At 73.1% G+C, this 24,392-nt stretch carries 22 protein-coding genes, 1 tRNA gene and 3 pseudogenes; 15 read left to right on the top strand and 11 right to left on the bottom strand.

Annotation, left to right across the window (positions count from 1 at the left end):
- The first annotated feature begins 36 nt into the window (after positions 1-36).
- The 3 genes from ABZ404_RS35345 (at position 37) to ABZ404_RS35335 (ending at position 3,361) form a co-directional block, all read left to right on the top strand.
- The gene (locus ABZ404_RS35345; RefSeq protein ID WP_358832795.1) at positions 37-1,488 is read left to right on the top strand and encodes an amino acid permease; all 1,452 of its coding nucleotides are present in this window, start codon (positions 37-39) and stop codon (positions 1,486-1,488) included.
- 158 nt (positions 1,489-1,646) lie between these two features.
- Complete coding sequence (locus ABZ404_RS35340; protein ID WP_358834900.1) at positions 1,647-2,732, top strand: S-(hydroxymethyl)mycothiol dehydrogenase; 1,086 nt, start codon at positions 1,647-1,649, stop codon at positions 2,730-2,732.
- Positions 2,732-3,361, top strand: coding sequence for an MBL fold metallo-hydrolase (locus ABZ404_RS35335; RefSeq protein WP_358834901.1), 630 nt, complete (start codon positions 2,732-2,734; stop codon positions 3,359-3,361). The genes ABZ404_RS35340 and ABZ404_RS35335 overlap by 1 nt, the downstream gene beginning before the upstream one ends.
- On the opposite strand, the pseudogene ABZ404_RS35330 reads toward ABZ404_RS35335, so the two are convergent.
- The 4 genes and pseudogenes from ABZ404_RS35330 to ABZ404_RS35315 form a co-directional block, all read right to left on the bottom strand.
- Positions 3,345-4,060: pseudogene (locus ABZ404_RS35330) on the bottom strand (amidohydrolase family protein). The gene ABZ404_RS35335 and the pseudogene ABZ404_RS35330 sit on opposite strands and share 17 nt — an antisense overlap.
- Positions 4,057-4,236: a hypothetical protein gene (locus ABZ404_RS35325; RefSeq protein WP_358834902.1), complete on the bottom strand. Its 180-nt coding sequence runs from the start codon at positions 4,234-4,236 to the stop codon at positions 4,057-4,059. Before ABZ404_RS35325 ends, ABZ404_RS35330 begins: the two are co-directional and overlap by 4 nt.
- A gap of 95 nt (positions 4,237-4,331) precedes the next feature.
- On the bottom strand, positions 4,332-5,279 hold the full coding sequence (locus tag ABZ404_RS35320; protein ID WP_358834903.1) for an RluA family pseudouridine synthase: 948 nt from the start codon (positions 5,277-5,279) through the stop codon (positions 4,332-4,334).
- Positions 5,280-5,317: 38 nt separating this feature from the next.
- A tRNA-Leu gene (locus ABZ404_RS35315) sits at positions 5,318-5,405 on the bottom strand.
- Between the two features lie 193 nt (positions 5,406-5,598).
- Between ABZ404_RS35315 and ABZ404_RS35310 the strand changes: the two genes are divergently transcribed.
- The 3 genes from ABZ404_RS35310 (at position 5,599) to ABZ404_RS35300 (ending at position 8,338) form a co-directional block, all read left to right on the top strand.
- A complete protein-coding gene (locus ABZ404_RS35310; protein WP_358834904.1) occupies positions 5,599-6,924 on the top strand; it encodes a M20/M25/M40 family metallo-hydrolase in 1,326 nt (441 codons plus the stop codon).
- Between the two features lie 213 nt (positions 6,925-7,137).
- Entirely contained in the window at positions 7,138-7,371 is a 234-nt protein-coding gene (chpH, locus tag ABZ404_RS35305; RefSeq protein ID WP_358834905.1) for a chaplin ChpH, read from the top strand.
- 136 nt (positions 7,372-7,507) lie between these two features.
- On the top strand, positions 7,508-8,338 hold the full coding sequence (locus ABZ404_RS35300; protein ID WP_358834906.1) for a chaplin: 831 nt from the start codon (positions 7,508-7,510) through the stop codon (positions 8,336-8,338).
- Positions 8,339-8,459: 121 nt separating this feature from the next.
- On the opposite strand, the gene ABZ404_RS35295 is transcribed toward ABZ404_RS35300, so the two are convergent.
- Entirely contained in the window at positions 8,460-8,648 is a 189-nt protein-coding gene (locus tag ABZ404_RS35295) for a DUF5703 family protein (protein ID WP_344075348.1), read from the bottom strand.
- A 47-nt stretch (positions 8,649-8,695) separates the two neighbouring features.
- Between ABZ404_RS35295 and ABZ404_RS35290 the strand changes: the two genes are divergently transcribed.
- Positions 8,696-9,361 (top strand): hypothetical protein, encoded by a 666-nt coding sequence (locus ABZ404_RS35290; RefSeq protein WP_358834907.1) that lies wholly within the window; start codon positions 8,696-8,698, stop codon positions 9,359-9,361.
- A 90-nt stretch (positions 9,362-9,451) separates the two neighbouring features.
- Here ABZ404_RS35290 and ABZ404_RS35285 read toward each other — a convergent pair whose 3' ends face one another.
- Together ABZ404_RS35285 and ABZ404_RS35280 are read right to left on the bottom strand one after the other, a co-directional pair.
- A complete protein-coding gene (locus ABZ404_RS35285; protein ID WP_358834916.1) occupies positions 9,452-11,797 on the bottom strand; it encodes an ATP-dependent RecD-like DNA helicase in 2,346 nt (781 codons plus the stop codon).
- A 326-nt stretch (positions 11,798-12,123) separates the two neighbouring features.
- Entirely contained in the window at positions 12,124-13,107 is a 984-nt protein-coding gene (locus ABZ404_RS35280) for an aldo/keto reductase (protein WP_358834908.1), read from the bottom strand.
- 138 nt (positions 13,108-13,245) lie between these two features.
- Between ABZ404_RS35280 and ABZ404_RS35275 the strand changes: the two genes are divergently transcribed.
- Positions 13,246-14,301: an LLM class F420-dependent oxidoreductase gene (locus tag ABZ404_RS35275; RefSeq protein ID WP_358834909.1), complete on the top strand. Its 1,056-nt coding sequence runs from the start codon at positions 13,246-13,248 to the stop codon at positions 14,299-14,301.
- Positions 14,302-14,531: 230 nt separating this feature from the next.
- Entirely contained in the window at positions 14,532-15,320 is a 789-nt protein-coding gene (locus ABZ404_RS35270; protein ID WP_358834910.1) for a ferritin-like domain-containing protein, read from the top strand.
- 61 nt (positions 15,321-15,381) lie between these two features.
- On the opposite strand, the gene ABZ404_RS35265 is transcribed toward ABZ404_RS35270, so the two are convergent.
- Positions 15,382-16,395 carry a magnesium and cobalt transport protein CorA gene (locus ABZ404_RS35265; RefSeq protein ID WP_358834911.1) on the bottom strand — a complete coding sequence of 338 codons (1,014 nt, stop codon included), beginning with the start codon at positions 16,393-16,395 and terminating at the stop codon, positions 15,382-15,384.
- Between the two features lie 59 nt (positions 16,396-16,454).
- Here ABZ404_RS35265 and ABZ404_RS35260 point away from each other — a divergent pair, with 59 nt between their 5' ends.
- The 4 genes from ABZ404_RS35260 (at position 16,455) to mshC (ending at position 20,020) form a co-directional block, all read left to right on the top strand.
- Complete coding sequence (locus ABZ404_RS35260; RefSeq protein WP_358834912.1) at positions 16,455-17,171, top strand: histidine phosphatase family protein; 717 nt, start codon at positions 16,455-16,457, stop codon at positions 17,169-17,171.
- 95 nt (positions 17,172-17,266) lie between these two features.
- Complete coding sequence (locus tag ABZ404_RS35255) at positions 17,267-17,857, top strand: DUF3090 domain-containing protein (RefSeq protein ID WP_358834913.1); 591 nt, start codon at positions 17,267-17,269, stop codon at positions 17,855-17,857.
- On the top strand, positions 17,821-18,660 hold the full coding sequence (locus ABZ404_RS35250) for an SCO1664 family protein (RefSeq protein ID WP_358834914.1): 840 nt from the start codon (positions 17,821-17,823) through the stop codon (positions 18,658-18,660). Before ABZ404_RS35255 ends, ABZ404_RS35250 begins: the two co-directional genes overlap by 37 nt.
- Positions 18,661-18,790: 130 nt before the next feature.
- Positions 18,791-20,020, top strand: a complete 1,230-nt coding sequence (mshC, locus tag ABZ404_RS35245; RefSeq protein ID WP_358834915.1) for a cysteine--1-D-myo-inosityl 2-amino-2-deoxy-alpha-D-glucopyranoside ligase — start codon at positions 18,791-18,793, stop codon at positions 20,018-20,020.
- Between the two features lie 113 nt (positions 20,021-20,133).
- Here the strand turns inward: mshC and ABZ404_RS35240 are convergent, their stop codons facing one another.
- Entirely contained in the window at positions 20,134-21,132 is a 999-nt protein-coding gene (locus ABZ404_RS35240; RefSeq protein ID WP_358832849.1) for a PAC2 family protein, read from the bottom strand.
- 314 nt (positions 21,133-21,446) lie between these two features.
- Between ABZ404_RS35240 and ABZ404_RS35235 the strand changes: the two are divergent.
- Both ABZ404_RS35235 and ABZ404_RS35230 read left to right on the top strand, forming a co-directional pair.
- Positions 21,447-21,689, top strand: a pseudogene (locus ABZ404_RS35235) (fuconate dehydratase); the annotation flags it as partial.
- 58 nt (positions 21,690-21,747) lie between these two features.
- Positions 21,748-21,938, top strand: a pseudogene (locus ABZ404_RS35230) (ABC transporter permease); the annotation flags it as partial.
- A 9-nt stretch (positions 21,939-21,947) separates the two neighbouring features.
- On the opposite strand, the gene ABZ404_RS35225 reads toward ABZ404_RS35230, so the two are convergent.
- Both ABZ404_RS35225 and ABZ404_RS35220 read right to left on the bottom strand, forming a co-directional pair.
- Positions 21,948-22,619, bottom strand: coding sequence for a FadR/GntR family transcriptional regulator (locus ABZ404_RS35225; RefSeq protein WP_358832848.1), 672 nt, complete (start codon positions 22,617-22,619; stop codon positions 21,948-21,950).
- A gap of 158 nt (positions 22,620-22,777) precedes the next feature.
- On the bottom strand, positions 22,778-24,388 hold the full coding sequence (locus tag ABZ404_RS35220) for a glycerol-3-phosphate dehydrogenase/oxidase (protein WP_358832847.1): 1,611 nt from the start codon (positions 24,386-24,388) through the stop codon (positions 22,778-22,780).
- Positions 24,389-24,392 lie beyond the last annotated feature (4 nt).

The following is a 24,392-nucleotide window of genomic DNA, read 5'->3' as shown; positions in this document are numbered from 1 at the left end:
CGACCGTATGACCCCTCACGAAGGCGATACAGCTACATGAGTGACCGCACCATGCCTGCGGCCGAGACGTCGGCGCCCGCGCAGACGCAGGGCACCCCCCACTTCGACGCCGGTGACGCCGGTTACAGCAAGGACCTCAAGTCCCGGCACATCAACATGATCGCCATCGGCGGCGCGATCGGCACCGGGCTGTTCCTCGGCGCCGGCGGCCGGATGGCGGGCGCGGGCCCCTCGCTCGCGATCGCCTACGCGGTCTGCGGCGTCTTCGCCTTCTTCGTGGTCAGGGCCCTGGGCGAGCTCGTGCTCTACCGCCCCTCCTCCGGCGCCTTCGTCTCCTACGCCCGTGAGTTCATGGGCGAGAAGGGCGCCTACACGGCCGGCTGGCTGTACTTCCTGAACTGGTCGACCACCGCCGTGGCGGACATCACGGCCGCCGCCACCTACGCCCACTTCTGGGCGATGTTCAGCGACATCCCGCAGTGGGTCCTCGCCCTGATCGCCCTGGCCGTGGTCCTCACCGCCAACCTGATCTCGGTGAAGTACTTCGGCGAGATGGAGTTCTGGTTCGCGATCGTCAAGGTCGCGGCCCTGGTCGCCTTCATGCTGGTCGGCATCTACCTGGTCGCCACCCAGCACAGCGTCGACGGCAACACCCCGGGCCTGGCCAACATCACCGACCACGGCGGCATCTTCCCGATGGGCACGCTGCCCATGCTCCTGGTCGTCCAGGGCGTCGTCTTCGCGTACGCCTCCGTCGAGCTCTGCGGTGTCGCCGCCGGTGAGACCGAGAACCCGCAGAAGATCCTGCCCAAGGCGATCAACTCGATCATGTGGCGCGTCGGCATCTTCTACGTCGGCTCGGTCGTCCTGCTCGCGCTGATCCTGCCGTACACCGCCTACTCGGGCGACCAGAGCCCGTTCGTCACCGTCCTGGACAAGCTCGGCGTGCCGGGCGCGGCCGGCGTGATGAACCTGGTGGTCCTGACCGCCGCGCTCTCCAGCCTCAACTCCGGCCTGTACTCCACCGGCCGCATCCTGCGCTCGATGGCCGTCGCGGGCTCCGCGCCCAAGTTCACGGCCCGGATGAACAAGGGCCAGGTGCCCTACGGCGGTGTCCTGCTGACCGCCGCCTTCGGCGCGGCCGGTGTCGCCCTGAACAAGCTGATGCCCGACGACGCCTTCGAGATCGTGCTGAACTTCGCCTCCATCGGCATCCTCGGCACCTGGGCCATGATCATGGTCTGCTCGCTGCTCTTCTGGCGGCGCTCCCAGGAGGGCCTGCTCACCCGCCCCTCCTACCGGCTGCCCTGGGCCCCGTACACCCAGATCGTCACCCTGGTCTTCCTCGCCTCGGTCCTGTACCTGATGTGGTACGGCGGCGGCGTCGGCCGCACCACCGTCTACTGCCTGCCCGTCATCCTGGGCATGCTGGTCGGCGGCTGGTTCCTGGTCCGCAAGCGGGTCGGCGAGCTCGCGGCCGAGCGCTAGGCGCGAAGCGGCGGTACGAGCGGTACGAGAAGGGCGGCACCCCGGCACGGGGTGCCGCCCTTCGGCACGCACCCGGTAACGTGCGGAGGTCGGGCCCGTACACGTTCCCGCCCGTACGCGTCCGCGCGTACCGGCGGTGCCAGAGAGGAAGTCCACGTATGCCGCAGCAGGTCCGAGGGGTCATCGCACCGGGGAAGAACGAGCCCGTACGGGTGGAGACGATCGTGGTGCCGGACCCGGGGCCCGGCGAGGCCGTGGTGAAGGTCCAGGCGTGCGGGGTGTGCCACACCGACCTGCACTACAAGCAGGGCGGGATCAACGACGACTTCCCCTTCCTGCTCGGCCACGAGGCCGCCGGCGTGGTCGAGTCCGTCGGCACGGGCGTCACCGACGTCGCCCCGGGCGACTTCGTGATCCTCAACTGGCGCGCGGTGTGCGGCCAGTGCCGCTCCTGTCTGCGCGGGCGCCCCCAGTACTGCTTCAACACCCACAACGCCCGGCAGAAGATGACCCTCACCGACGGCACCGAGCTCTCTCCCGCGCTCGGCATCGGCGCCTTCGCCGAGAAGACGCTGGTCGCGGCCGGACAGTGCACCAAGGTCGACCCGACGGTCTCCCCGGCCGTGGCGGGCCTCCTCGGCTGCGGCGTCATGGCGGGCATCGGCGCCGCCCTCAACACCGGCAACGTGAGCCGGGGCGACTCGGTCGCCGTCATCGGCTGCGGCGGGGTCGGGAACGCGGCGATCGTGGGCGCCCGGCTCGCGGGCGCCTCGAAGATCGTCGCCGTCGACATCGACGACCGCAAGCTGGCCACCGCCCGGGCCATGGGCGCCACCCACACGGTCAACTCCCTCACCGCGGAAGCCGTCGAGGCGATCCGCTCCCTCACCGGCGGCTACGGCGCCGACGTCGTCATCGAGGCGGTCGGCCGCCCGGAGACCTTCGAGCAGGCCTTCTACGCCCGCGACCTGGCCGGGACCGTCGTCCTGGTCGGCGTGCCGACTCCGGACATGAAGCTGGAGCTGCCGCTGATCGACGTCTTCGGACGCGGCGGCGCGCTCAAGTCCTCCTGGTACGGCGACTGCCTGCCCTCCCGGGACTTCCCCGTACTGATCGACCTGCACCAGCAGGGCCGGATCGACCTCGCCGGCTTCGTCACCGAGACCATCGCCCTGGACGAGGTCGAGAAGGCCTTCGAGCGGATGCACGAGGGCGACGTGCTGCGTTCGGTGGTGGTCTTCTGATGGCCGCCCGTATCGAGCACCTGGTCACCTCGGGCACCTTCGCCCTCGACGGCGGCGTCTGGGACGTCGACAACAACGTCTGGATCGTGGGCGACGACGAGGAGGCGGTGGTCATCGACGCCGCCCACGACGCCCGGGCGATCCTGGCCGCCCTGGGCGGGCGCACCCTGCGCGCGATCCTGTGCACCCACGCCCACAACGACCACATCGACGCGGCCCCCGAGCTGGCCGAGGCCACCGGCGCCCCGGTCCTGCTGCACCCCGACGACCTGCCGCTGTGGAAGCTCACCCACCCGGACCGCGCCCCCGACGGCGAACTGGCCGACGGTCAGGCGGTGTCGGTCGCCGGGACGCGCCTGGAGGTCGTCCACACCCCGGGCCACGCCCCGGGCGCGGTGTGCCTGTACGCCCCCGAGCTGGGCACCGTCTTCACCGGCGACACCCTGTTCGCCGGGGGGCCGGGTGCGACCGGCCGGTCCTTCTCGCACTTCCCGACGATCGTCGACTCCATCCGCGAGCGGCTGCTGACCCTGCCGCCCGGCACGGTCGTCCGCACGGGCCACGGCGACGCGACGACCATCGGCGCCGAGGCCCCCCACCTGGACGAGTGGATCAGGCGCGGTCACTGAGCCCGTAGACCCGCTCGGCCGTACCCCCGGAGGACCTGGGCCCGCTCGTGCGGGCTCAGGTCCCTCGTCAACTCCCGGGCGGTGTCGAGGACTTCGCCGTACGAGGAGACCGCGAGGCACACCGGCCAGTCCGAGCCGAACAGCAGCCGCCCGGGGCCGAACGCCTGAAGGACGGTGTCCGCGTACGGCCGCAGAGCCCCGACGCTCCAGCCCGGCCCCGCCTCGGTGACCAGGCCCGACAGCTTGCAGACCGTGTGCGGGAGCGCGGCGTGCGCCCGGACGGCCGACGCCCAGGGCGCCACGGCGCCGGAGGCCACCGGCGGCTTGCCCAGGTGGTCGAGTACGAAGGTCAGCCCCGGGTGCCGCTCGGCGGCCCGGACGCAGGCCGGGAGCTGATGGGGGAGGACCACCAGGTCGTACGCGAGCCCGGCCGCCGCGACCGCCGCCAGACCCGCGCCCACGTCCGGCCGCAGCAGCCACCGGGGGTCGGGCTCACCCTGCACCTGGTGCCGCGGCGGCGGCAGCGGGCCGCAGCTCCGCGACGGGAAAGTCCCGCCGCGGGCCCGCGAACCCGGGAGCCGCGAGCCACTCCTGATCGCGGACGCCGAGGTCCCACACATGGTGGTGCGCGTCGACGACAGGCGGGGTGGCCCCTGGACCGGTCGGGCGGGGGCTGGTGGGCCCCGGTGCCACCCTCATACGCCCAGCTCCTCCCAGAGCGCCCGCGGCACGGGCCGCCCGAACCGTCCGGCGGCGTCCACCGCCTCCCGGGCGTCCGCGTCGGACACCTCGCCGAGGAGGTTGCCGAGTCCGGCCGCGCCGAGGGGGAGCGCACTGACGGCACAGCCGCTGCCACCGAGCTGTGTGACGCGCATACGAGCAGATTTATCAGACGTCTGAGGCGCCGAGATACCCCCGCGACCCGAATTCCCGCTCTCCGGCCCCCGATTGATCCGATGTATCGCCCTGTCTACTGTTCCCCGCCGTCCGCGTCCCACGCGGCCAGCCGCAGCCCGCTCGTGAACCTCCGTTCCCGCCCGTCCACCGGATCGGTGAACTCCAGCACCTTCGCCAGCAGTTGCAGCGGCCGGCCGAAGTCGTCCGGGTCGGGCTCCTCGGCCACCACCGGATACACCGGGTCGTTGAGGATCGGCAGCCCGAGGGCGTTCATATGGACCCGCAGCTGATGGGTGCGCCCGGTCGCCGGGAGCAGCCGGTAGCGGCCGAGGGCGCCCCGGCGCCCGGTCAGCTCGATCCGGCTCTCGGCGTTCGGCTCGCCCGCCTCCTCGCGGGCCGCGATCACCCCGCGCTCCTTGACGATCCGGCTGCGCACGGTCACCGGCAGCGCCACGCCCGGATCGTACGGGGCGACCGCCTCGTACTCCTTGCGCACCCGCCGCTCGGCGAAGAGGTTCTGGTACGCGCCCCGGTCCTCGGGACGCACCACGAACAGGGCGAGACCGGCGGTCAGCCGGTCCAGGCGGTGCGCGGGCTGGAGCGCGGGCAGGGCGAACTCGCGCCGCAGCCGGGCCACGGCGGTCTCGGTGACGTGCCGCCCCCGGGGCGTGGTGGCCAGGAAGTGCGGCTTGTCCGCGACCACGATCCGCTCGTCGCGGTGGACGATCCCGATCCCGAACGGCACGGGCACCTCGGGGGCGAAGTCGCGGTGGAACCAGACGTACATCCCCGCCCGGTAGGCCAGCGCCTCGTCCACCGGCCCGTCGGCGGTCAGGAACCGCCCGCCGCGCACCATCTCCTCCACCCGCCCGGCCCCGACGGCCCCCCGGAACCGCTCGACGAGATGCTCCCGGACCGTCCCCCAGGCCCCCTCCGGGTCGGCGGGCAGCCGCACCCGCACCGGGTCGATGCCGTCGCGCTGGGGGAGCGGGGCGGCCGGAATCTTTGACCTACGTCTCACAAAAACAAGAAAACCCCAGCTCAGCTGGGGTTTTCAAGTGGTGTCCGAGGGGGGACTTGAACCCCCACGCCCGATAAAGGGCACTAGCACCTCAAGCTAGCGCGTCTGCCATTCCGCCACCCGGACAAGGTGTCTGTCTCGCGGGCCGTGCCCGTTCCGACGTGGAAAACAATAGCAAACATCTGGGGGTGCTCGATCACCCCCGTGGCCTGCGTGAACGGCGTATGTCCACCGGACGCCGCCCTTGGGCGCGCGGGGCGCGCGAGGGAGGATGAGGGGACTCAACGAAGCGGCAGCGGCAGCAGCGGGAGGAAGCAGCGTGAGCGAGTCGAAGGCGGCGCGGGGCGTGACCGGCGAGGACGAGGTCGTCGACCTCTGTCGCGACCTGATCAGGATCGACACCAGCAACTACGGGGACCACTCCGGCCCCGGCGAGCGGGCGGCCGCCGAGTACGTGGCCGAGAAGCTCGCGGAGGTGGGACTGGAACCGAAGATCTTCGAGTCGCACACCGGCCGGGCCTCCACGGTGGCCCGGATCCAGGGCGAGGACCCCTCGCGGCCCGCACTGCTCATCCACGGCCACACCGACGTCGTCCCGGCCAACGCCGACGACTGGACGCACCACCCGTTCTCGGGCGAGATCGCCGACGGCTGCGTCTGGGGGCGCGGCGCCGTCGACATGAAGGACATGGACGCGATGACCCTCGCGGTCGTACGCGACCGGCTGCGCAGCGGCCGCAAGCCCCCGCGCGACATCGTGCTCGCCTTCCTCGCCGACGAGGAGGCGGGCGGCACCTACGGCGCCCGCTACCTCGTCGACAAGCACCCCGACCTCTTCGAGGGCGTGACGGAGGCGATCAGCGAGGTCGGCGGCTTCTCCTTCACCGTCAACGAGAACCTGCGGCTCTACCTCGTGGAGACCGCCCAGAAGGGCATGCACTGGATGAAGCTGACCGTGGACGGCAGCGCCGGACACGGTTCGATGATCCACAAGGACAACGCCATCACCGAGCTGTCCGAGGCGGTCGGGCGACTGGGACGGCACAAGTTCCCGGTGCGCGTCACCAAGACGCTGCGGCACTTCCTCGACGAGCTCGGCGACGCGCTCGGCACCGAGCTCGACCCGGAGAACATGGACGAGACGCTGGCCAAGCTCGGCGGCATCGCCAAGCTCATCGGCGCCTCGCTCCAGAACACCGCCAACCCCACCCAGCTCGGCGCGGGCTACAAGGTCAACGTGATCCCCGGCCAGGCCACCGCGCACGTCGACGGCCGGTTCCTTCCGGGGTACGAGGAGGAGTTCCTCGCCGACCTCGACCGGATCCTGGGGCCGCGGGTCCGGCGCGAGGACGTGCACGCCGACAAGGCGCTGGAGACCACCTTCGACGGGGCGCTCGTCGACGCCATGCAGACCGCCCTGGTGGCCGAGGACCCGATCGCGCGGGCCGTGCCGTACATGCTCTCGGCCGGCACCGACGCCAAGTCGTTCGCGGACCTCGGTATCCGCTGCTTCGGCTTCGCGCCGCTGAAGCTGCCGCCGGAGCTCGACTTCGCCGGGATGTTCCACGGCGTGGACGAGCGGGTGCCGCTGGACGGTCTCAAGTTCGGCGTACGGGTCCTCGACCGGTTCATCGACGCCTCCTGAGCGGGGAAGGACCGCAGGTGCCGGGCGCGCCCCGCACCTGCGGTCCTCTCCGTGGCCCCGGTGGCGAAACGACACGCCAACAATCGCCCGGGTGTACGGAGTTGACTGAGAAGAGTGAATGCGTTCATAAGCTCGTAGCCCCATAACTTTCCCCTCGTTACAGGGTGTGCGGTCCGCGGCTGGGATCGCGCCTTTGCCAACAAGGAGGAAGTAATGATCAAGAAGGTCGTCGCTGCTGCGGCTGTCACCGGTGGTCTGGTTCTCGCGGGTGCCGGCCTCGCCGTCGCCGACGCCGGTGCCCAGGGCGCCGCGGTGAACTCCCCGGGCGTCGCTTCCGGCAACGTCATCCAGGTGCCCATCCACGTGCCGGTCAACGTCTGCGGCAACACGATTTCCGTGATCGGGCTGCTGAACCCCGCCTTCGGCAACACCTGCGTCAACAAGTGACGTCGAACCCCACCCCGTGAGGTCCGAGCCCGGCGGCCCCGGAGCGCGCATCATGCGCTCCGGGGCTGCCAGGCACCCCCTCCCGGGCGCACCGGCGTCCGGGAGCATCCGGTAGGTAGAAGGCAGGGAACCACCTATGCGACAGGTCACCCGAAAAGGCCTGATCACCATGGCCGCCGCCACCGGCGTCATCGCCATGGGCAGCGGCTACGCGCACGCCGACTCCACGGCGAACGGGGGCGCCAAGGACTCGCCGGGCGCCGCGTCCGGCAACGCGGTCCAGGCGCCGGTCCACGTGCCGGTCAACGCGTGCGGCAACACCGTCAACATCATCGGGCTGCTCAACCCGGCGATGGGCAACACCTGCGTCAACAAGGGCGGTTCGCACCACGGCGCCGGCGGGGCCACGGCCCACGGCGGCGCGAGCCACTCGCCCGGCGTCGCCTCCGGCAACAGCGTCCAGGCGCCCGTCGACGTGCCGGTCAACGCCTGCGGCAACGGCGTCACCGTGATCGGGGCGCTCAACCCGGTCTTCGGCAACGACTGCGCCAACGTCTCCGGCGACGACCACCGGCCCCCGCACCACTCCGGACACCCGGGGAAGCCGGGGCACCCGGGCACGCCCGGTCACCCCGGAAAGCCGGGCCACCCCGGCAAGCCCGGTGAGCCGTGCGACACGGACCACCCCGGCACCCACCACCCGGGCAAGCCCGGGGACCAGGTCAAGCCGATCCACCGGACCAAGCCCGGACAGCACCCGCACACCCCGGGCACCCCGGGCACCGGGAACGGGACGGGCACCTCGGCCGCCGCGCACACCCCGGGCAGCCAGGCCCTGACGGCCCCGCAGGCCGCCGGCACGCTGGCGCACACCGGGTCGGACATGATGGGCATCGCCCTGCCGGCCGGTGCGGGCCTGCTCCTCGCCGGAACCACGCTCTACCGCCGCGCCCGCTCCGGCGCGTAGGTGAGGCCCGCTCAGGCGAAGCCCGGGTAGGCGGAGCCGCTCCCGGAGCGGCAGGAGCCGGGCAGAACGGATCGGGCCCCGCGACAGCGGGGCCCGATCCGTTTTCGTCCTCCGGGGTCCGTCACCACGTGGCGCGCAGCTGGCGGATGATCCGCCTGCGCAGCCGCACCCTGCGGCTGCCGTCACGCAGCAGACTCAGTCGCTCCAACTCCCAGTGTCCGTACTCGGCGTGGTCGGTCAACAGACGTGTGGTCTCCTTGCGGGACACCCCGCGCGGCACGTACACGTCGACAAATTCGTATTCCGGCATCGCATCTATTGTGCGGGCAGAGCCCCGGTACGGATAGCGTCTGCACTATGTCTGATGCTGCGCAGCCCTCCGCTGCCGAGGTACGTGCCGCCGCCGACGCGGTCAAAGCCGCGCTGGACCGCCACCTGGAGGCGGTGGAACGCCGCACCGGGGACGACGATCCGGCCGTGTACGACGCGTTCAACGCCCTGGCGGCCGCTGCCGAGGCGTACGACGAGCGGCTCTACGACCGGTACGACGAGGTCACCCCCTTCGAGATCCCGGGCGCCGACGACTCCCTGCCGCCCTACACGGGCCCCGAGGAGCCGAACGCGCTGAGCGTCCTGATCCGCCGCGACTACGCGGTGGTGGAGCCCCAGCGGCTGCTCGCCCAGGCCCAGCGGATCGCGGACCTGGACCCCGAGGCCGACGAGCCCGCCGAGGACGACCGGGCGGCGGCGGTGGTCGGCACGAGCGTGCACGCGGCGCTCGGCGTGCTCTTCGGGGAGTACGAACCGGACGAGATCGCCTCCCGGCACAAGGAGTTCGGCCTGGAGGAGGGCGACTCCACGCTGTGGGTGTCGGCGGCGGACGAGCTGCCGGAGCCGGGGGAGTGGCTGAGCACACCCTTCGACCACGCCGACCCGCAGCGGGTGGTGTGCCGGTTCGACGTCAGCGCGGTCTTCGACGAGGACGAGCTGGAGGACGAGGACGACCTGCCCGCCGCGCCCTGACCTTCCGGGCGCCGCGCCTGCACGCCGACAGCCTCCGTGCCCCTTCCGGGCGCGGAGGCTGTCGTGTGCGGGCCGCGGACGGCCCCGGGGCTACTCCGCCCCGGGCGCGCGCAGCAGGGCCGCCAGAAGGGGCGTGAGCCGCGTCGTACGCGCCGGGGCGGGCACCTCCGCCACCGCGCGCGGCAGCGCCTGGTCCACGCCGTGCACCACGGACAGATGGCGCTCGGCCCGGCCGAACGCCGTGTAGACCCACGCCCGGCTCAGGCCCCCCGCCGCGTCCCCGGGCAGCACCGCCACCACCGCGGGCCAGCGCGTGCCGGCCGCCTGGTGGGCGGTCAGGGCCCAGCCGTGCCGCAGCGCCGACTCCACCCGCTCCTTCGGTACGACGAGCCGCTCGCCCCCGCAGTCGAGGTGCAGCCCGTCAGGGCCCGCCGAGCCGACGACGCCCACCGAGGTGCGCCCGGGCGCCTCCGCGTACGCCACGCGGTCGCCCGGGTCGAAGCCCCCGAACCGGCCGGGGCCCGGGTTGAGCCGCTCCTTCAGGGCCGCGTTGAGCGCCCGCGTACCCGCCGAGCCGCCGTGGCCCACCGTGATCACCTGGGTCTGCTCGGGGGGCACGCCGAGCGCGCGCGGCACCGAGTCCGCGACGAGCTGGACGCAGCGGTGCACCGCCTCGCCCGCGTCCCGCACGGGCACGATGACGACCTCCTTGCCCGGCGCCTCGACCTGGCCGAGCTCGCCGACGCCGATCCCGGAGACCAACTCGCCGATCGGGCCGGGGTCGGGGGTGCGGGACGCCACGTGCGGCACCGCCCGGGCCGCCAGCACATCGGCGAACACCCGGCCCGCGCCCGCCGAGCCCAGCACCTCCGGGTCCCCGCCGAGCACCAGCCGGCAGCCGTCCGGCAGGGACTCGACGAGCATCGCCGCGCTCTCCACGTCCAGCTGCGGGGCGTCCTGCACGACCAGGACGTCCAGCGCGAGCGCCCCGTCCTCGTCCCGGCCGGGGCCCTCGGCGGAGAGCAGCCCGGCCACGGTGAACGCCCGCTCGGGGCCCACCGCCGCGGCGAGCCGTCGCCGTCCGTCCCGGGTGTGGACGGCGCCCGCCGCCCGCAGGCCGAGGCCGTGCGCGGCGCTGACCACGGCCGCCGACTCGGCGCGGGCGGCCTCGCCGCCGGAGTGGGTGACCAGGCCGGCGCCCGCCACCGCCCGGATCAACTCGGCGGCGGACGGGGACGGAGCGGCCGCGGCGGCCGCCTCCCAGGCGCCGCCGTCGTCCTTCACCGGGGTGTTGGCGAGCCGCGCCAGGCCGTCGGCGAGGCTCTCCTCCGCCAGCGCGTACCGGTCGAGGCCCAGCAGCACCTCGACGGGGGCCGTCTCCCGCGCCTCCTCCTCGCTCGAATCCTCCGGGGCGGTCTCCTCGACGCCGCCCGGCTCACCGTCCAGCGAGGCCTCGTCGTCCTGGAAGACCAGCACCACGCCCTCGCTGATCGCGTGCCGTACGGCCTCGTCGGGGTCGGGCAGCGAACGCTCGGCCAGCGCCGCCTTCACCGCCGCGACCGGCAGCGCGGTGTGGCCCTGGACGGAGGCGCGCTCCAGCGTCCAGGTGACCAGCGCGGCGGCCCGGCGCGGGTCGTCCGGGCCGCACTCGGCGCCCAGCAGCGCCCGGGCGAAGCCGTCGGCCTGCTCGGGGCGGACGCCGGGCACGGCCAGCAGTTGCCAGGGGTCGGCCCGCAGCATGTCGGCCGCCTGCTCGCCCAGGGCCTCCGTGACCTGCGGGGCCAGGGAGTCCGGCGCGCCTCCCTCGGCGAGCACCGCCCGGGCCGCGGCCACCGCCTCGGGCCCCGCCGCGCGCACGGGCTGCGGCGCCTGCGCACGGGTGGGCGCGGGGGCGGCCGGGACGGGGGCGGGGCGGCGGGGGGCCGGGGCGGAGGCGAAGAAGGACGTGCCCGGCTTCTCGCCGCTCTCGACCGCGCGGACGGCCGCGAGCAGGTCGGCGGCCTGCCCGCTCAGCTTGGTCCCGGCCGTGACGGGCCCCTCCTTCTCGGCCTTGCGCGCCTCGATCCGCGCCCGCAGCTCGCGCTGCGCGGCCAACTCGGCCTGCGCCTCGGAAAGCGCGGCAGCCTCGTCCCCGCCGACACCCCCGGCCTCGCCGGGGGCACCTCCCTCGCCGGGGGCACCTCCCTCGCCGGTGCTGCCGCTCTCGCCTGAGCCGCCCTCGCCGGTGCTGCCGCCCCCGGCCGAGCCGTCCTCGACCGAGCCGTCCTCGGCCGAGCTGCCCTCGACCGAGGCGCCCTCGCTGGTGCTGCTGCCCCCGGCCGAGCCGTCCCCGGCCGAGCCCGCCAAGGCCGAGCCGTCCGAGGCTGAGCCGTCATCGGCACCGGCAACGCCCGAGCCGCCTTCGGCCCCGGCCCCGGTGTCACCGCCCTCGCCCACACCCGCCTCGGACAGCGGCGCACCGTCCTCGGGCCGGGCGTCCCCGTCCCCGGGCCGGACGTCCCCGTCCCCGGACCGGACGTCCCCGTCCCCGCCCTCGGGCCGGACACCACCCCCCTCGGGCCCGGCGTCCCCGTCCTCCCCGGTGTGCCGGCCCGGCCGGCCCGGCTCGCCCGGCTGCTCCGGGGCGGCAGGAGGCAGGTCCTGCGTGGCCTCCCCCACGCCTTCGGGCGTGTCGGTGGCCTCGGCCGCAGGGGCCCCGCCGTTGTCGGCGCCGAGGGCGCCCTCGGCCGGGGTTCCGGGGGCCGTCCCCGGGGGAAGCGCGGTCACAAGGTGCTCCAGTCCTGGTCGGGATAGCGGTGCACGGGCGCCGACACATCGTCCAGCGCCCGGCAGATCTCGTCTGGAAGACTAAGCGCCTCCACTGACAAAGCCGCCGTGAGCTGCTGCGCGTTGCGCGCGCCCACGATCGGCGCGGTCACCCCGGGCCGGTCCCGCACCCAGGCGAGGGCGACCTGGAGCGGCGTCGCCGCGAGGCCGTCCGCGGCTATCGCCACCGCGTCCACGATCCGGCCGGCCGCCTCGTCCAGATAGGGCGCGACGAAGGGGGCCAGCGCCTGGGAGGCCCCCCGGGAGTCCGCCGGGGTGCCGTTGCGGTACTTGCCCGTCAGCACCCCGCGCCCCAACGGCGAGGACGGCAGCAGCCCGATCCCGAGGTCGAGCGCCGCGGGCAGCACCTCGCGCTCCACCCCGCGCTGGAGCAGCGAGTACTCCATCTGCGTACTCGCCAGCCGGGTCCGCACGCCCGGCGCGCCCAGCTGCCAGGTGGCGGCCTTGGCGAGCTGCCAGCCGCAGAAGTTGGACACGCCCGCGTACCGCACCCGGCCGCTGGAGACCGCGATGTCCAGGGCCTGGAGCGTCTCGTCGAGCGGGGTCGCCGGGTCGAAGGCGTGCACCTGCCAGATGTCGACGTAGTCCGTGCCGAGACGTTCCAGCGACTCGTCGAGCGCGGCGAGCAGATGGCCGCGCGAGCCGTCGAAGCGCCGGTCGGGGTCGGGCACGCTGCCCGCCTTGGTGGCGATGACCAGGTCGCGGCGCGGAACCAGCCGCTCCACCAGGCGCCCCAGCAGGTACTCGGCGTCCCCGCCCCCGTACACGTCCGCCGTGTCGACGAGGGTGCCGCCGGCCTCCCAGAACGCCTTCAGCAGACCGGCGGCGTCGTGCTCGTCGGTGTCCCGCCCCCAGGTGAGGGTGCCGAGCCCGATCCGGGATACGCGCAGGCCCGTACGGCCCAGGTGCCTTAGCTCCATGGGCGCTGAGGTTACTGGCCACGGGCGTGGCCGGTGGGGGCCTGTGGACAACTCGGCTCCTGGAGCCCTGCCCCGGCGCCCGCCCGCGCGCTAGAGTCCCCCCGAACAGGGACGTTACTGATCAGTAAGGGGACCGTCATGCGGCTCGGGATCAACCTCGGTTACTGGGGCGCCGGAATGGACGGCGACAATCTCGCCGTCGCCCAGGAGGCCGACCGGCTCGGCTACGACGTCTGCTGGGCCGCCGAGGCCTACGGCTCGGACGCGCCCACCGTCCTGGCCTGGGTCGCCGCCCGGACCGAGCGCATCGACGTCGGCTCCGCGATCCTCCAGATCCCGGCCCGCCAGCCCACGATGACGGCGATGACCGCCGCCACCCTCGACTCGCTCTCCGGCGGCCGGTTCCGCCTGGGCCTCGGTGTCTCGGGCCCGCAGGTCTCCGAGGGCTGGTACGGCGTCAAGTTCGACAAGCCGCTCGCCCGCACCCGGGAGTACGTGGAGATCGTCCGCCGGGCGATGACCCGTGAGAGGCTCAGCTACGAGGGCGAGCACTGGACGCTTCCGCTGCCCGGCGGCCCCGGCAAGGCGCTCAAGCTCACCGTCCACCCCGAGCGCGAGCACATCCCGCTCTACATCGCCGCGATCGGCCCCAAGAACCTGGAGCAGACCGGCGAGATCGCCGACGGCGCGCTGCTGATCTTCCCCTCCGCCGACCATCTGGAGGAGACCGCGATCCGCCACCTCCGGGCGGGCCGCGAGAAGGCGGGCAGGACGCTGGAGGGCTTCGACGTCTGCCCCACGCTGCCGCTGGCGCTCGGCGCGGACGGCGACGTCGGCGCGCTGGCCGACATGTTCCGCCCGTACACCGCGCTCTACGTGGGCGGGATGGGCAGCCGCAAGCAGAACTTCTACAACCAGCTCGCGCAGCGCATGGGGTACGAGAAGGAGGCCGCCGAGATTCAGGAGAAGTACCTCTCCGGGGACAAGGCGGGCGCCGCCGCGGCCATCCCGCACCAGCTCATCGACTCCACCACCCTGCTCGGCTCGGTGGAGCGCATCGCCGACCGGATGCGGGCCTACGCCGCCGCCGGGGTCACCACCCTCACCCTCGCCCCGGCCGGCTTCACGCTCGACGAGCGCGTCGCGGCCCTGCGCGCGGGCGTGGAGGCGCTGGAGCACGCCGGTCTGGCGTAGCCGGGAAGGCGAGGGAAGTCTGCGGCCGTGGTGGGGGCTCGGGGGGTCTTCCCCGCCACGGCCGTCACCCTCAACAACGCGCCGGGCGCCGGGTCGGTTACGGGCAGCGGCGCCCCGGCGCGTTCCTTCGTTCGGCCCAGTGGGGAAGCACCCCTGTTGCCCCGTTATGTCCTGAGCCCTTGACTGGTTCTTTGCAGATGTCTGTGCGGCAGTCATGCGGAGGTACGGCGATGCTTTCGGCCAAGAGCCTGTTCCAGGAGATCCTCGACCACGACGAGTCGTTCCGGCTCTTCTGCTCGATCGCGGCCAGCGGCGAGAGCCAGGGCGGCTGGGAGAACGGCCGCATCTCCGCCCTGGTCCCGCCGGAGCTCGCCCACCTCGCCCCGAAAGTCGCCCGGCACGGCGCCGACGAGGACAAGCACGGGCGGATCTTCCGGGCCCTGCTGAACAAGCGCGGCCTCACCCCGGTCCCGGTACCGGCCGGGACGGACTACACGATGCTCCTGGAGCGCCACGGCATCGGTCTCGCCCATGAGCGGCTGCGCGCCGAGCGGCCGCTCACCGAGCGGGACATCGTCACGTACCTGGCGCACAGCCGCGTCACCGAGCAGCGGGCCGCCGACCAGATGGCCATGCTGGTGCGGTACTTCGGGGACCACCCCGAGATCGGCCGGGCGATCCGGATGATCAGTGACGACGAGGACAACCACCTCGCGTACTGCCACGAGGAGCTGCTGCGCCTCGCCCGCGCGGGGCACGGCCGCACCATCCAGCGGGTGCTGCGCGAGTGCGCGCTCGCCGAGATCCGGATCTACCGGGACGTCAGCCTCGCCGTGATCGGGCACATGGGCCGCGTCCTCGGCTGGCCGAGGGCCAAGTCCGCGGTGCTGGCGGCGGGCGTCCACGTGGTGTACGCCTGGGAACGGGCCGGCGGCTGGCGGCGGATGGTCTCGCTGACCATGCCCGAGCGCCGTGACGCGCTGGGCGGACCGGCGGTCCCGGCGCCCGAGTTCGCCTGACCGGCGGGCTCCGGGGCCCCGGGGCGTGTCGCGAAAGTCCCGCCTGCCCCCGCGACACGCCCTAGAGCCAGCCGCGGTGCTTGAACGTCCGGTACAGCGCCACTTCCAGCAGCACCATCAGCACCAGGACCGCCGGATAGGCCCACACATAGCCGAGTTCGGGCATGTGCTCGAAGTTCATGCCGTAGATCCCCGCGACCATCGTCGGCACCGCGGCCATCGCCGCCCAGGCGGAGATCTTGCGCATGTCGTCGTTCTGCCGCACGCCCATCTGCGCGAGGTGGGCGGAGAGGATGTCGGAAAGCAGCCGGTCCAGGCTGTCCACGCCCTCGTTGGCGCGTGTGAGGTGGTCGCTGACGTCGCGGAAGAACGGCCGTGCCTGGTCGTCCACGAACGGCACCCCGGCCCCGGCGAGCCGCTGCATGGGCTCCGCCAGCGGCCCCGTCGCCCGGCGGAACTCCAGGACCTGCCGCTTGAAGGTGTAGATCCGGGAGGCGACCGTGCCGCTGCTCTGGGCGCGGCCCCTGCTCTCGCGGCCGACCGGTGCGAAGACCTCCGCCTCCAGCTCCTCCAGGTCCGTCTGGAGCTCGGCGGCCACTTCCATGTAGTGGTCCACGATGGCGTCGCTCACCGCGTACAGCACGCTGCTCGGGCCGTGCCGCAGCAGTTCGGGCTCGGCCTCCAGGCGCATGCGCACATCGTGCAGCGGCGAGCCCTCGCCGTGCCGGACGGTCACCACGAACGAGTCGCCGATGAACAGCATCAGCTCCCCGGTGCTCACGGTGTCGGTCTCCGCCTCGTACGTCACCGGCTTCAGGACCGCGAACAGCGAGTCGTCGTACACCTCCAGCTTGGGCCGCTGATGAGCCGTCAGCGCGTCCTCGACCGCCAGCGCGTGCAGCCCGAACTCATTGCTGACCAGCTCGAACTCCTCCTCGGTGGGCTCGTACATGCCCAGCCACACGAACCCGTCCCCGGCCGAGCGGGCCTTGTCCAGGGCGTCGGAGTAGTCCGGCGGGCCCTCGGTGCGGCGGCCGTCCCGGTAGATGGCGCAGTCGACGATCACGGCGCGCATTCTTCCGCGAAGCCGTACCGCCCGCACCCCCGCGCGCCGCTCGGCCTACGCTGGCGGACATGGCCACGCTGATCCTCGTACGTCACGGACGCTCCACCGCCAACACCTCGGGCGTGCTGGCCGGGCGCACGCCCGGTGTGCTGCTGGACGAGCGCGGAGCCGCCCAGGCCGCCGCGCTGCCCGCCCGGCTCGCCGGACTGCCGCTCGCCGCCGCCGTCTCCAGCCCGCTGGAGCGCTGCCGCGAGACCCTGCGCCCGCTCCTCGACGCGCGGCCCGGGCTCGCGCTCCACACCGACGAGCGCGTCAGCGAGTGCGACTACGGCGACTGGTCGGGCCGCAAGCTCGCCGAGCTGATGGAGGACCCGCTGATGGAGGTGGTGCAGCAGCACCCCTCGGCCGCGGCCTTCCCCGGCGGCGAGTCGATGGCCGCCATGCAGGGCCGGGCCGTCGAGGCGGTGCGCGAGTGGAACGCGCGCGTGGAGGCCGAGCACGGGCCGGACGCCGTGTTCCTCATGTGTTCGCACGGGGACATCATCAAGTCGGTCGTCGCGGACGCCCTCGGAATGCATCTGGACCTCTTTCAGCGGATCTCGGTGGAACCGTGTTCCCTGACCGTGATCCGCTACACCCGGCTGCGCCCGTTCCTGGTACGGCTCGGGGACACCGGGGACCTCGCCTCGCTGGCGCCGAGGGAGCCGAAGGAGCGGCACGAGGCGGCCCAGGACCCGGCCGACGAGGGCCGGGCCGTCGTAGGGGGTGGCGCGGGAGCACCGTGATCGCCGGGCGCAGTAGGGTGGACGGGCCGAAAACACCGCGCTCCGCCCGCCGGGCCCGCGCTCATCGCTCACTTCCGACATAGGGAGACCAGGACGTGTCCCGTCAGGTGTTCTTCTACGACCCACCGGACCGCTTCGTGGCCGGTACGGTCGGGCTGCCCGGGCGCCGTACGTTCTTCCTCCAGGCGTCCGCGGGCAGCCGTACCACCAGCGTTGCCCTGGAGAAGACCCAGGTCGCCGCCCTCGCCGAGCGGATCGACGAGCTGCTCGACGAGGTCGTGCGGCGTACCGGCGGCAACGCGCCCGTACCGGCCGTCGCGCCCGCCGAGGTCACCGACACCGCGCCGCTGGACTCGCCGGTGGAGGAGGAGTTCCGCGTCGGCACGATGGCGCTCGCCTGGGACGGCGAGGAGCAGCGCATGGTCATCGAGGCGCAGGCCCTGGTCGAGCTCGACGCCGACTCCGACGAGGACCTCGCCGAGGCCGAGGAGCGGCTGCTCCAGGACGACGAGAACGGCCCGCCGATGCTGCGGGTACGCCTCACCGGCGCCCAGGCCCGCGCGTTCGCCAAGCGCGCCCTGGACGTGGTCAACGCGGGCCGCCCGCCGTGCCCGCTGTGCAGCCTGCCGCTCGACCCGGAAGGACACGTATGCCCGCGCCAGAACGGATACCGACGGGGAGCCTGACGGCGGTGGAACTGCTCGCCAAGGGCGAGCTCACCGTGCGCGGCCGGATCCGCGAGGCCTCCAACGCGGTGCTCTACTGCTCCGTCGCGTACGAGGGGGCGAAAGCCCACTGCGTCTACAAACCGGTGGCCGGCGAGCGCCCGCTGTGGGACTTCCCCGACGGCACCCTCGCCCAGCGCGAGGTCGCCGCCTACGAGGTCTGCGCGGCGCTCGGCTGGGACCTGGTGCCGCCGACCGTGCTGCGCGACGGGCCGTACGGCGAGGGCATGGTCCAGCTGTGGATCGAACGGCCCGCCGGGAGCGACGGGGCTCTCGACCAGGGCGGCCTGCTCGCACTCGTCGAGGGCGAGGAGCCGGGCGAGGGCTGGAAGGCGATCGGGCTCGCGGACGTGGGGGAGGGCCGTACGGCGCTCCTGGTCCACGCCGACGACGAGCGGCTGCGACGGCTCGCCGTCCTGGACGCGGTGATCAACAACGGCGACCGCAAGGGCGGCCATCTGCTGCTCGCCGAGGGCGGCCGGCTCCACGGCATCGACCACGGGGTCACCTTCCACGTCGACGACAAGCTGCGCACCCTGCTGTGGGGCTGGGCGGGCGAGCCGCTGACCGCCGAGGCGATCGCGGCGCTGACCCGGCTGGCCGCCGCGCTGGCCCCCGGGGAGCCGCTCGCCACCCGACTGGCGGAGCTGATCACCGCCGCCGAGCTCGACGCCCTGCGGGCCCGGGTGGCGGGTCTGCTGGCCGACGGGGTGCACCGCGGCCCGTCCGGCGAGTGGCCGCCGATCCCCTGGCCGCCGGTGTAGTCCCGGCGGGAGTACGTAACGGGACAAGCCGGATGCACGCACGGCGGGTGAGCCCGCGCAAGACCCCTCATTCGGCCAAGAGCGCCCATCCGGTTCGAATCTGGAGCGTGCGTCCGGTTACGCTCATGACATGTATGCCTGGCCCGCTTCTGAGGTCCCCGCCCTGCCCGGCAAGGGCCGCGACCTCCGGATCCACTCCACCGCGACCGGCGGTCTCGTCACCCTCGACCCCGGTCCCGTCGCCCGTATCTACGTCTGCGGCATCACGCCGTACGACGCGACCCACATGGGTCACGCGGCGACCTACAACGCGTTCGACCTCGTGCAGCGCGTGTGGCTCGACACCAAGCGGCAGGTCCACTACGTCCAGAACGTCACCGACGTCGACGATCCGCTGCTTGAGCGGGCGATCCGCGACGGGCACGACTGGACCGCGCTCGCCGAGCGCGAGACCGCGCTCTTCCGCGAGGACATGACCGCCCTGCGGATGCTTCCCCCCCAGCACTACATCGGCGCCGTCGAGGCGATACCCGGCATCGTGCCGCTCGTCGAGCGGCTGCGGGACCTGGGCGCCGCCTACGAACTCGACGGCGACATCTACTTCTCGGTGGAGAGCGACGCCCACTTCGGCCAGGTCTCCCGCCTCGACGCCGAGGCCATGCGGCGGCTCTCCGCCGAGCGCGGCGGCGACCCCGAGCGCCCGGGCAAGAAGAACCCGCTCGACCCGATGCTGTGGATGGCCGCCCGCGAGGGCGAGCCGAGCTGGGACGGCGCGAGCCTGGGCCGCGGCCGGCCCGGCTGGCACATCGAGTGCGTCGCCATCGCCCTCGACCACCTGGGCATGGGCTTCGACGTGCAGGGCGGCGGCTCCGACCTCGCCTTCCCGCACCACGAGATGGGCGCCTCGCACGCCCAGGTGCTCACCGGCGAGTTCCCGATGGCGCAGACGTACGTCCACGCCGGCATGGTCGCCCTGAACGGCGAGAAGATGTCGAAGTCCCGGGGCAACCTGGTCTTCGTCTCCCAGCTGCGCCGCGACGGCGTCGACCCGGCGGCGATCCGCCTCTCGCTGCTCTCGCACCACTACCGGGCCGACTGGGAGTGGACCGACCAGGTCCTCCAGGACGCCGTGGAGCGGCTGGAGCGCTGGCGCGCGGCCGTCTCCCGCCCCGACGGGCCGTCCGCGGACGCGCTGGTCGAGGAGATCCGCGAGGCCCTCGCCGACGACCTGGACGCCCCGAAGGCGCTCCGGGCCGTGGACCGGTGGGCGGAGCTCCAGCGCACCGAGGGCGGTACGGACGACAGCGCGCCCGGCGTGGTCTCCCGCGCCGTCGACGCGCTGCTCGGCGTAGCGCTGTAACCACTGCCGCCGACGAAGGCGCCGGGCGGGGCATCAGCCCCGCCCGGCGCCTTCGTCGTGCCCGCGGCTCCTGGAACCGCCCCGCGCGCTCCGGTTGTTCACCCCTTGGCCGCTCAGCCCTCCGACGACTCGCCCTCGCCCGGCTCGTCCGGGTCCTCGCGCGGCGGCTTCGGCGGCCGGGTGCGGCCGCTGCTGGTGTCGCGCAGATACGACGTGGACTCGCCGCCGTCCGTCGCGTGCCCGCCGGCCACCGGGCCACCGGGTCCGGGGCCGCCGTCGCGGCGGCGCAGATACCGCTCGAACTCGCGGGCGATCGCCTCGCCGGACGCCTCGGGCAGGTCCGCGGTGTCCCGCGCCTCCTCCAGCGTCTGGACGTACTCGGCCACTTCGCTGTCCTCGGCCGCCAGCTGGTCCACCCCGAGCTGCCACGCGCGGGCGTCCTCGGCCAGCTCGCCCAGCGGGATGCGCAGGTCGATGAGGTCTTCGAGCCGGTTGAGGAGGGCGAGGGTGGCCTTGGGGTTGGGCGGCTGCGACACGTAGTGGGGCACCGCCGCCCAGAGGCTGACCGCCGGGACGCCCGCGTGGGTGCAGGCCTCCTGGAGGATGCCGACGATGCCGGTCGGACCCTCGTACCGGGTCTCCTCCAGGTCCATCGTGCGGGCCAGGTCGGGGTCGGAGGTGACCCCGCTGACCGGCACCGGACGGGTGTGCGGGGTGTCCCCGAGCAGCGCGCCCAGGATCACCACCATCTCCACGCCCAGCTCGTGCGCGAAGCCGAGGATCTCGTTGCAGAACGAGCGCCAGCGCATGGACGGTTCGATCCCGCGCACCAGCACCAGGTCGCGCGGCTTGTCGCCGCCGACCCGGACGACCGAGAGCCGTGTGGTGGGCCAGGTGATCCGGCGGACGCCGCCCTCCAGGAACACCGTGGGCCGGTTGACCTGGAAGTCGTAGTAGTCCTCGGCGTCGAGGGCGGCGAAGACCTCGCCCTTCCACTCGCGCTCCAGGTGAGCGACGGCTGAGGAGGCGGAGTCGCCCGCGTCGTTCCAGCCCTCGAACGCGGCGATCATGACCGGGTCGACCAGCTCGGGAACTCCCTCCAGCTCGATCACCCAGTGCCTCCCTCCGAAGTTCTTTGCGTACGCCCCAACCTTACGGCTTCAGCACTACCCCGCCGCAGCCCCCGTGCACGGGCCGCTCCCCACCGGAGTGATCCGCGCATGAAGGCGCGAAAGCCGGGGCACAGGACGACCTCCGCCGCGATTCATCCGAGCTGTAGAGCGGAAATCTCCGTCGCGCCCCTGGACTGCGGGGACCGTGCGGCGCTATACATCCCCATACATCGGATGACCGAGCGGGGCCGGATGGTCGAGCAGAAGTTCGTCGCAAGCGTTCTTCCGTCGGGACTCAGCCACTGGGGGCATGCATGAGACCGAGTGTCACCGGGTTCGACGTCCACGACATCCGCTTCCCCACCTCGGAGCGGCTCGAGGGCTCCGACGCGATGAACCCCGACCCGGACTACTCCGCCGCCTATGTGGTGCTGCGCACCGACGGCCCCGCCCGTACCGAGGGCCACGGCTTCGTGTTCACCATCGGCCGGGGCAACGAGGTGACCGCCGCCGCCATCGAGGCACTGCGGCCCTTCGTCCTGGGCCGCCCGGCGCCGACCTCGACGACGACGTACGGGCCCCGTACGCCCCGTACTGGATCGAGGAGCCGACCACGGCGGGATCAGCCTGAAAGGCGGGCGCGGCACGCTCTTCGGGGCGCTCACGGGGGTCCTGACGCTGCAACTCGTCGTCAACGTGATGACGCTCGGCGGGGTTCCGGCGCTGTGGAACCAGTTCCTGAACGGGGCGATCATCATCGTGGCGCTGGTGTCTCACGGTTCGCGAGCGGCGAGAAGCAGGACTGAGAGCCCGGTTCAGAGCGTCGACCTGAGCCACTGCTCCACGCTCGCGATGTGCACCGTCGCCCACGACCTCGCGGCCTCCGCGTCCCGGTCGCGCAGGGCCGCGAGGATGGCCCGGTGCTCGTGGAGGGTACGGGCCACCGCGTCCTCCTGGGTCAGCCCGCGCCACACCCGGGCCCGGGTGGTGGGGCCCGAGAGGCCGTCCAGGAGGGAGCAGAGCACCGAGTTCCCCGCGCCGCGCACGATCCGCCGGTGGAACTCCAGGTCGCAGGCGACCAGCTCCTCCACCGACGGCTGCGGGCCGAGCGCGTCCAACTGGGCCGCCAGCGCGTCCAGTTCCGCGTCCTCGATCCGGGCCGCCGCCATCGCGGTGGCCGCCGGCTCCAGGATCCGCCGCACCGCCAGGAACTCCAGCACCGTGTCGTCCCGGTGGAAGTCCACGACGAAGCTCATCGCCTCCAGCAGCAACTGCGGGTCGAGGCTGGTCACATACGTACCGTCGCCCTGGCGTACGTCGAGGATGCGGATCAGGGAGAGCGCGCGGACGGCCTCGCGCAGGGAGTTCCTGGACAGGCCCAGCTCGGCGGCGAGTTCGCTCTCCTTGGGCAGCCGGTCGCCCGGGCGCAGCGCACCGGAGACGATCATTTCCTTGATCTTCTCGATGGCCTCGTCGGTGACTGCCATGCGGCGACCTCCATACATCCGATGAATCGGCCCCCATTATGCGTCCCCGATCCCCGCCGGTACACGGGAGCGCAGACGAAAGGGGCGGCTCCCTCGTGGGAACCGCCCCTTCCGCCCCGCTCAGCGGATGCGACCGTCTCAGCGGATGCGACCGTACGTCAGTCCTTCTTGCCCAGCAGGTCGTCGACCTTGCCGCGGATCTCGTCCGTGGCCAGGCCCCGGATCGTCAGCGTGGTGCGGCGGCGCAGCACGTCGTCGGCCGTCTCCGCCCACTCGTGGTCGCGCGCGTAGACGACCTGCGCCCAGATCTCCGGCGCGTCCGGGTGGATCCGCTCGGCCAGCGCCGCGTCCTCGTTGGCCAGGCGCGCGATGTCGAAGGAGAGCGAGCCGTAGTGCGTGGCGAGGTGCTTGGCGGTGTCGGCCGCCATGCGCGGGCCGGGCGCCGGGCCGTCCACCATCAGGCGGTGGGCGACGGCGCGCGGGTTGGCTATCCCGGGCAGCGGCAGCTTGCCGGGCAGTTCGGAGATGGGCTCGAAGTCATCACCGAGCGGGCGGCCGGGCAGCTGCTCCAGCTTCTTCATCACCGTACGGCCGATGTGGCGGAAGGTCGTCCACTTGCCGCCGGCCACCGACAGCATGCCGCCGCGGCCCTCGGTGACGACCGTCTCGCGCTTGGCCTTGGAGGTGTCGCCGGGACCGCCCGGCAGGACCCGCAGACCGGCGAAGGAGTACGTGATCAGATCGCGCGAGAGCTGCTGGTCGCGGATGGAGAACGCGGCCTCGTCCAGGATCTGCGCGGTGTCCTTCTCGGTGACCGCGACGTCCGCCGGGTCGCCCTCGAACTCCTCGTCCGTGGTGCCGAGCAGGAGCATGTCCTCCCACGGCAGCGCGAAGGTGATGCGGTACTTGTCGATCGGGGTCGCGAGCGCGGCCTTCCAGGGGGAGGTGCGCTTGAGCACCAGGTGCGCGCCCTTGGACAGACGGATGGAGGGGGCCGCGTCCGGGTTCTCCATCCTGCGCAGGTGGTCGACCCAGGGGCCGGTCGCGTTGAGCACCAGCCGGGCGTCGATGCCGAACTCGTCGCCCGAGAGGCGGTCGCGCAGCTCGGCGCCGGTGACCCGGCCCCGGGTGAAGCGCAGGCCGGTGACCTCGGCGTGGTTGAGCACCGCGGCGCCCGCGTCCACCGCGGCGCGGACCGTCATCAGGGCCATGCGCGCGTCGTTCATCTGGTCGTCGCCGTACACGGCCACGGCCTTCAGGTTGTCCGTGCGCAGCTCCGGCACGTCCTGCGCGGCCTTGGAGGGCGAGAGCAGGTGGCCGACGCCGTCACCGAACGCGGAGAGCGCCGAGTAGGCGAAGACACCGGCGCCGAGCTTGGCCGCGCCGTGCGGGCCGCCCTTGTAGACGGGCAGGTAGAAGGTGAGCGGGTTGGCGAGGTGCGGTGCCACCTGACGCGACACCGCACGCCGCTCGAAGTGGTTCTCGGCCACCAGCTTCACGGCGCCGGTCTGCAGGTAGCGCAGACCGCCGTGCAGGAGCTTGGAGGAGGCCGAGGAGGTGGCGCCGGCGAAGTCGCCGGCGTCCACCAGGGCCACCCGCAGCCCGGACTGCGCGGCGTGCCAGGCGGTGGAGATGCCCAGGATGCCGCCGCCGATCACCAGGAGGTCGTATGTCGCCTTGGAAAGCTGCTCCCGAGTTTCGGCGCGGCTCTGGGTGGAGCCGGAGGCCGGGTGCGTCCCCAGGGCAGGGACGCTCTGCGTGGTGGTCATGGTC

Source organism: Streptomyces sp. NPDC005878, assembly GCF_040629815.1.
Lineage (GTDB): Bacteria > Actinomycetota > Actinomycetes > Streptomycetales > Streptomycetaceae > Streptomyces.
The sequence above is the reverse complement of the archived record's forward strand: the minus strand, read 5'-3'. Positions and strand labels throughout refer to the sequence as shown.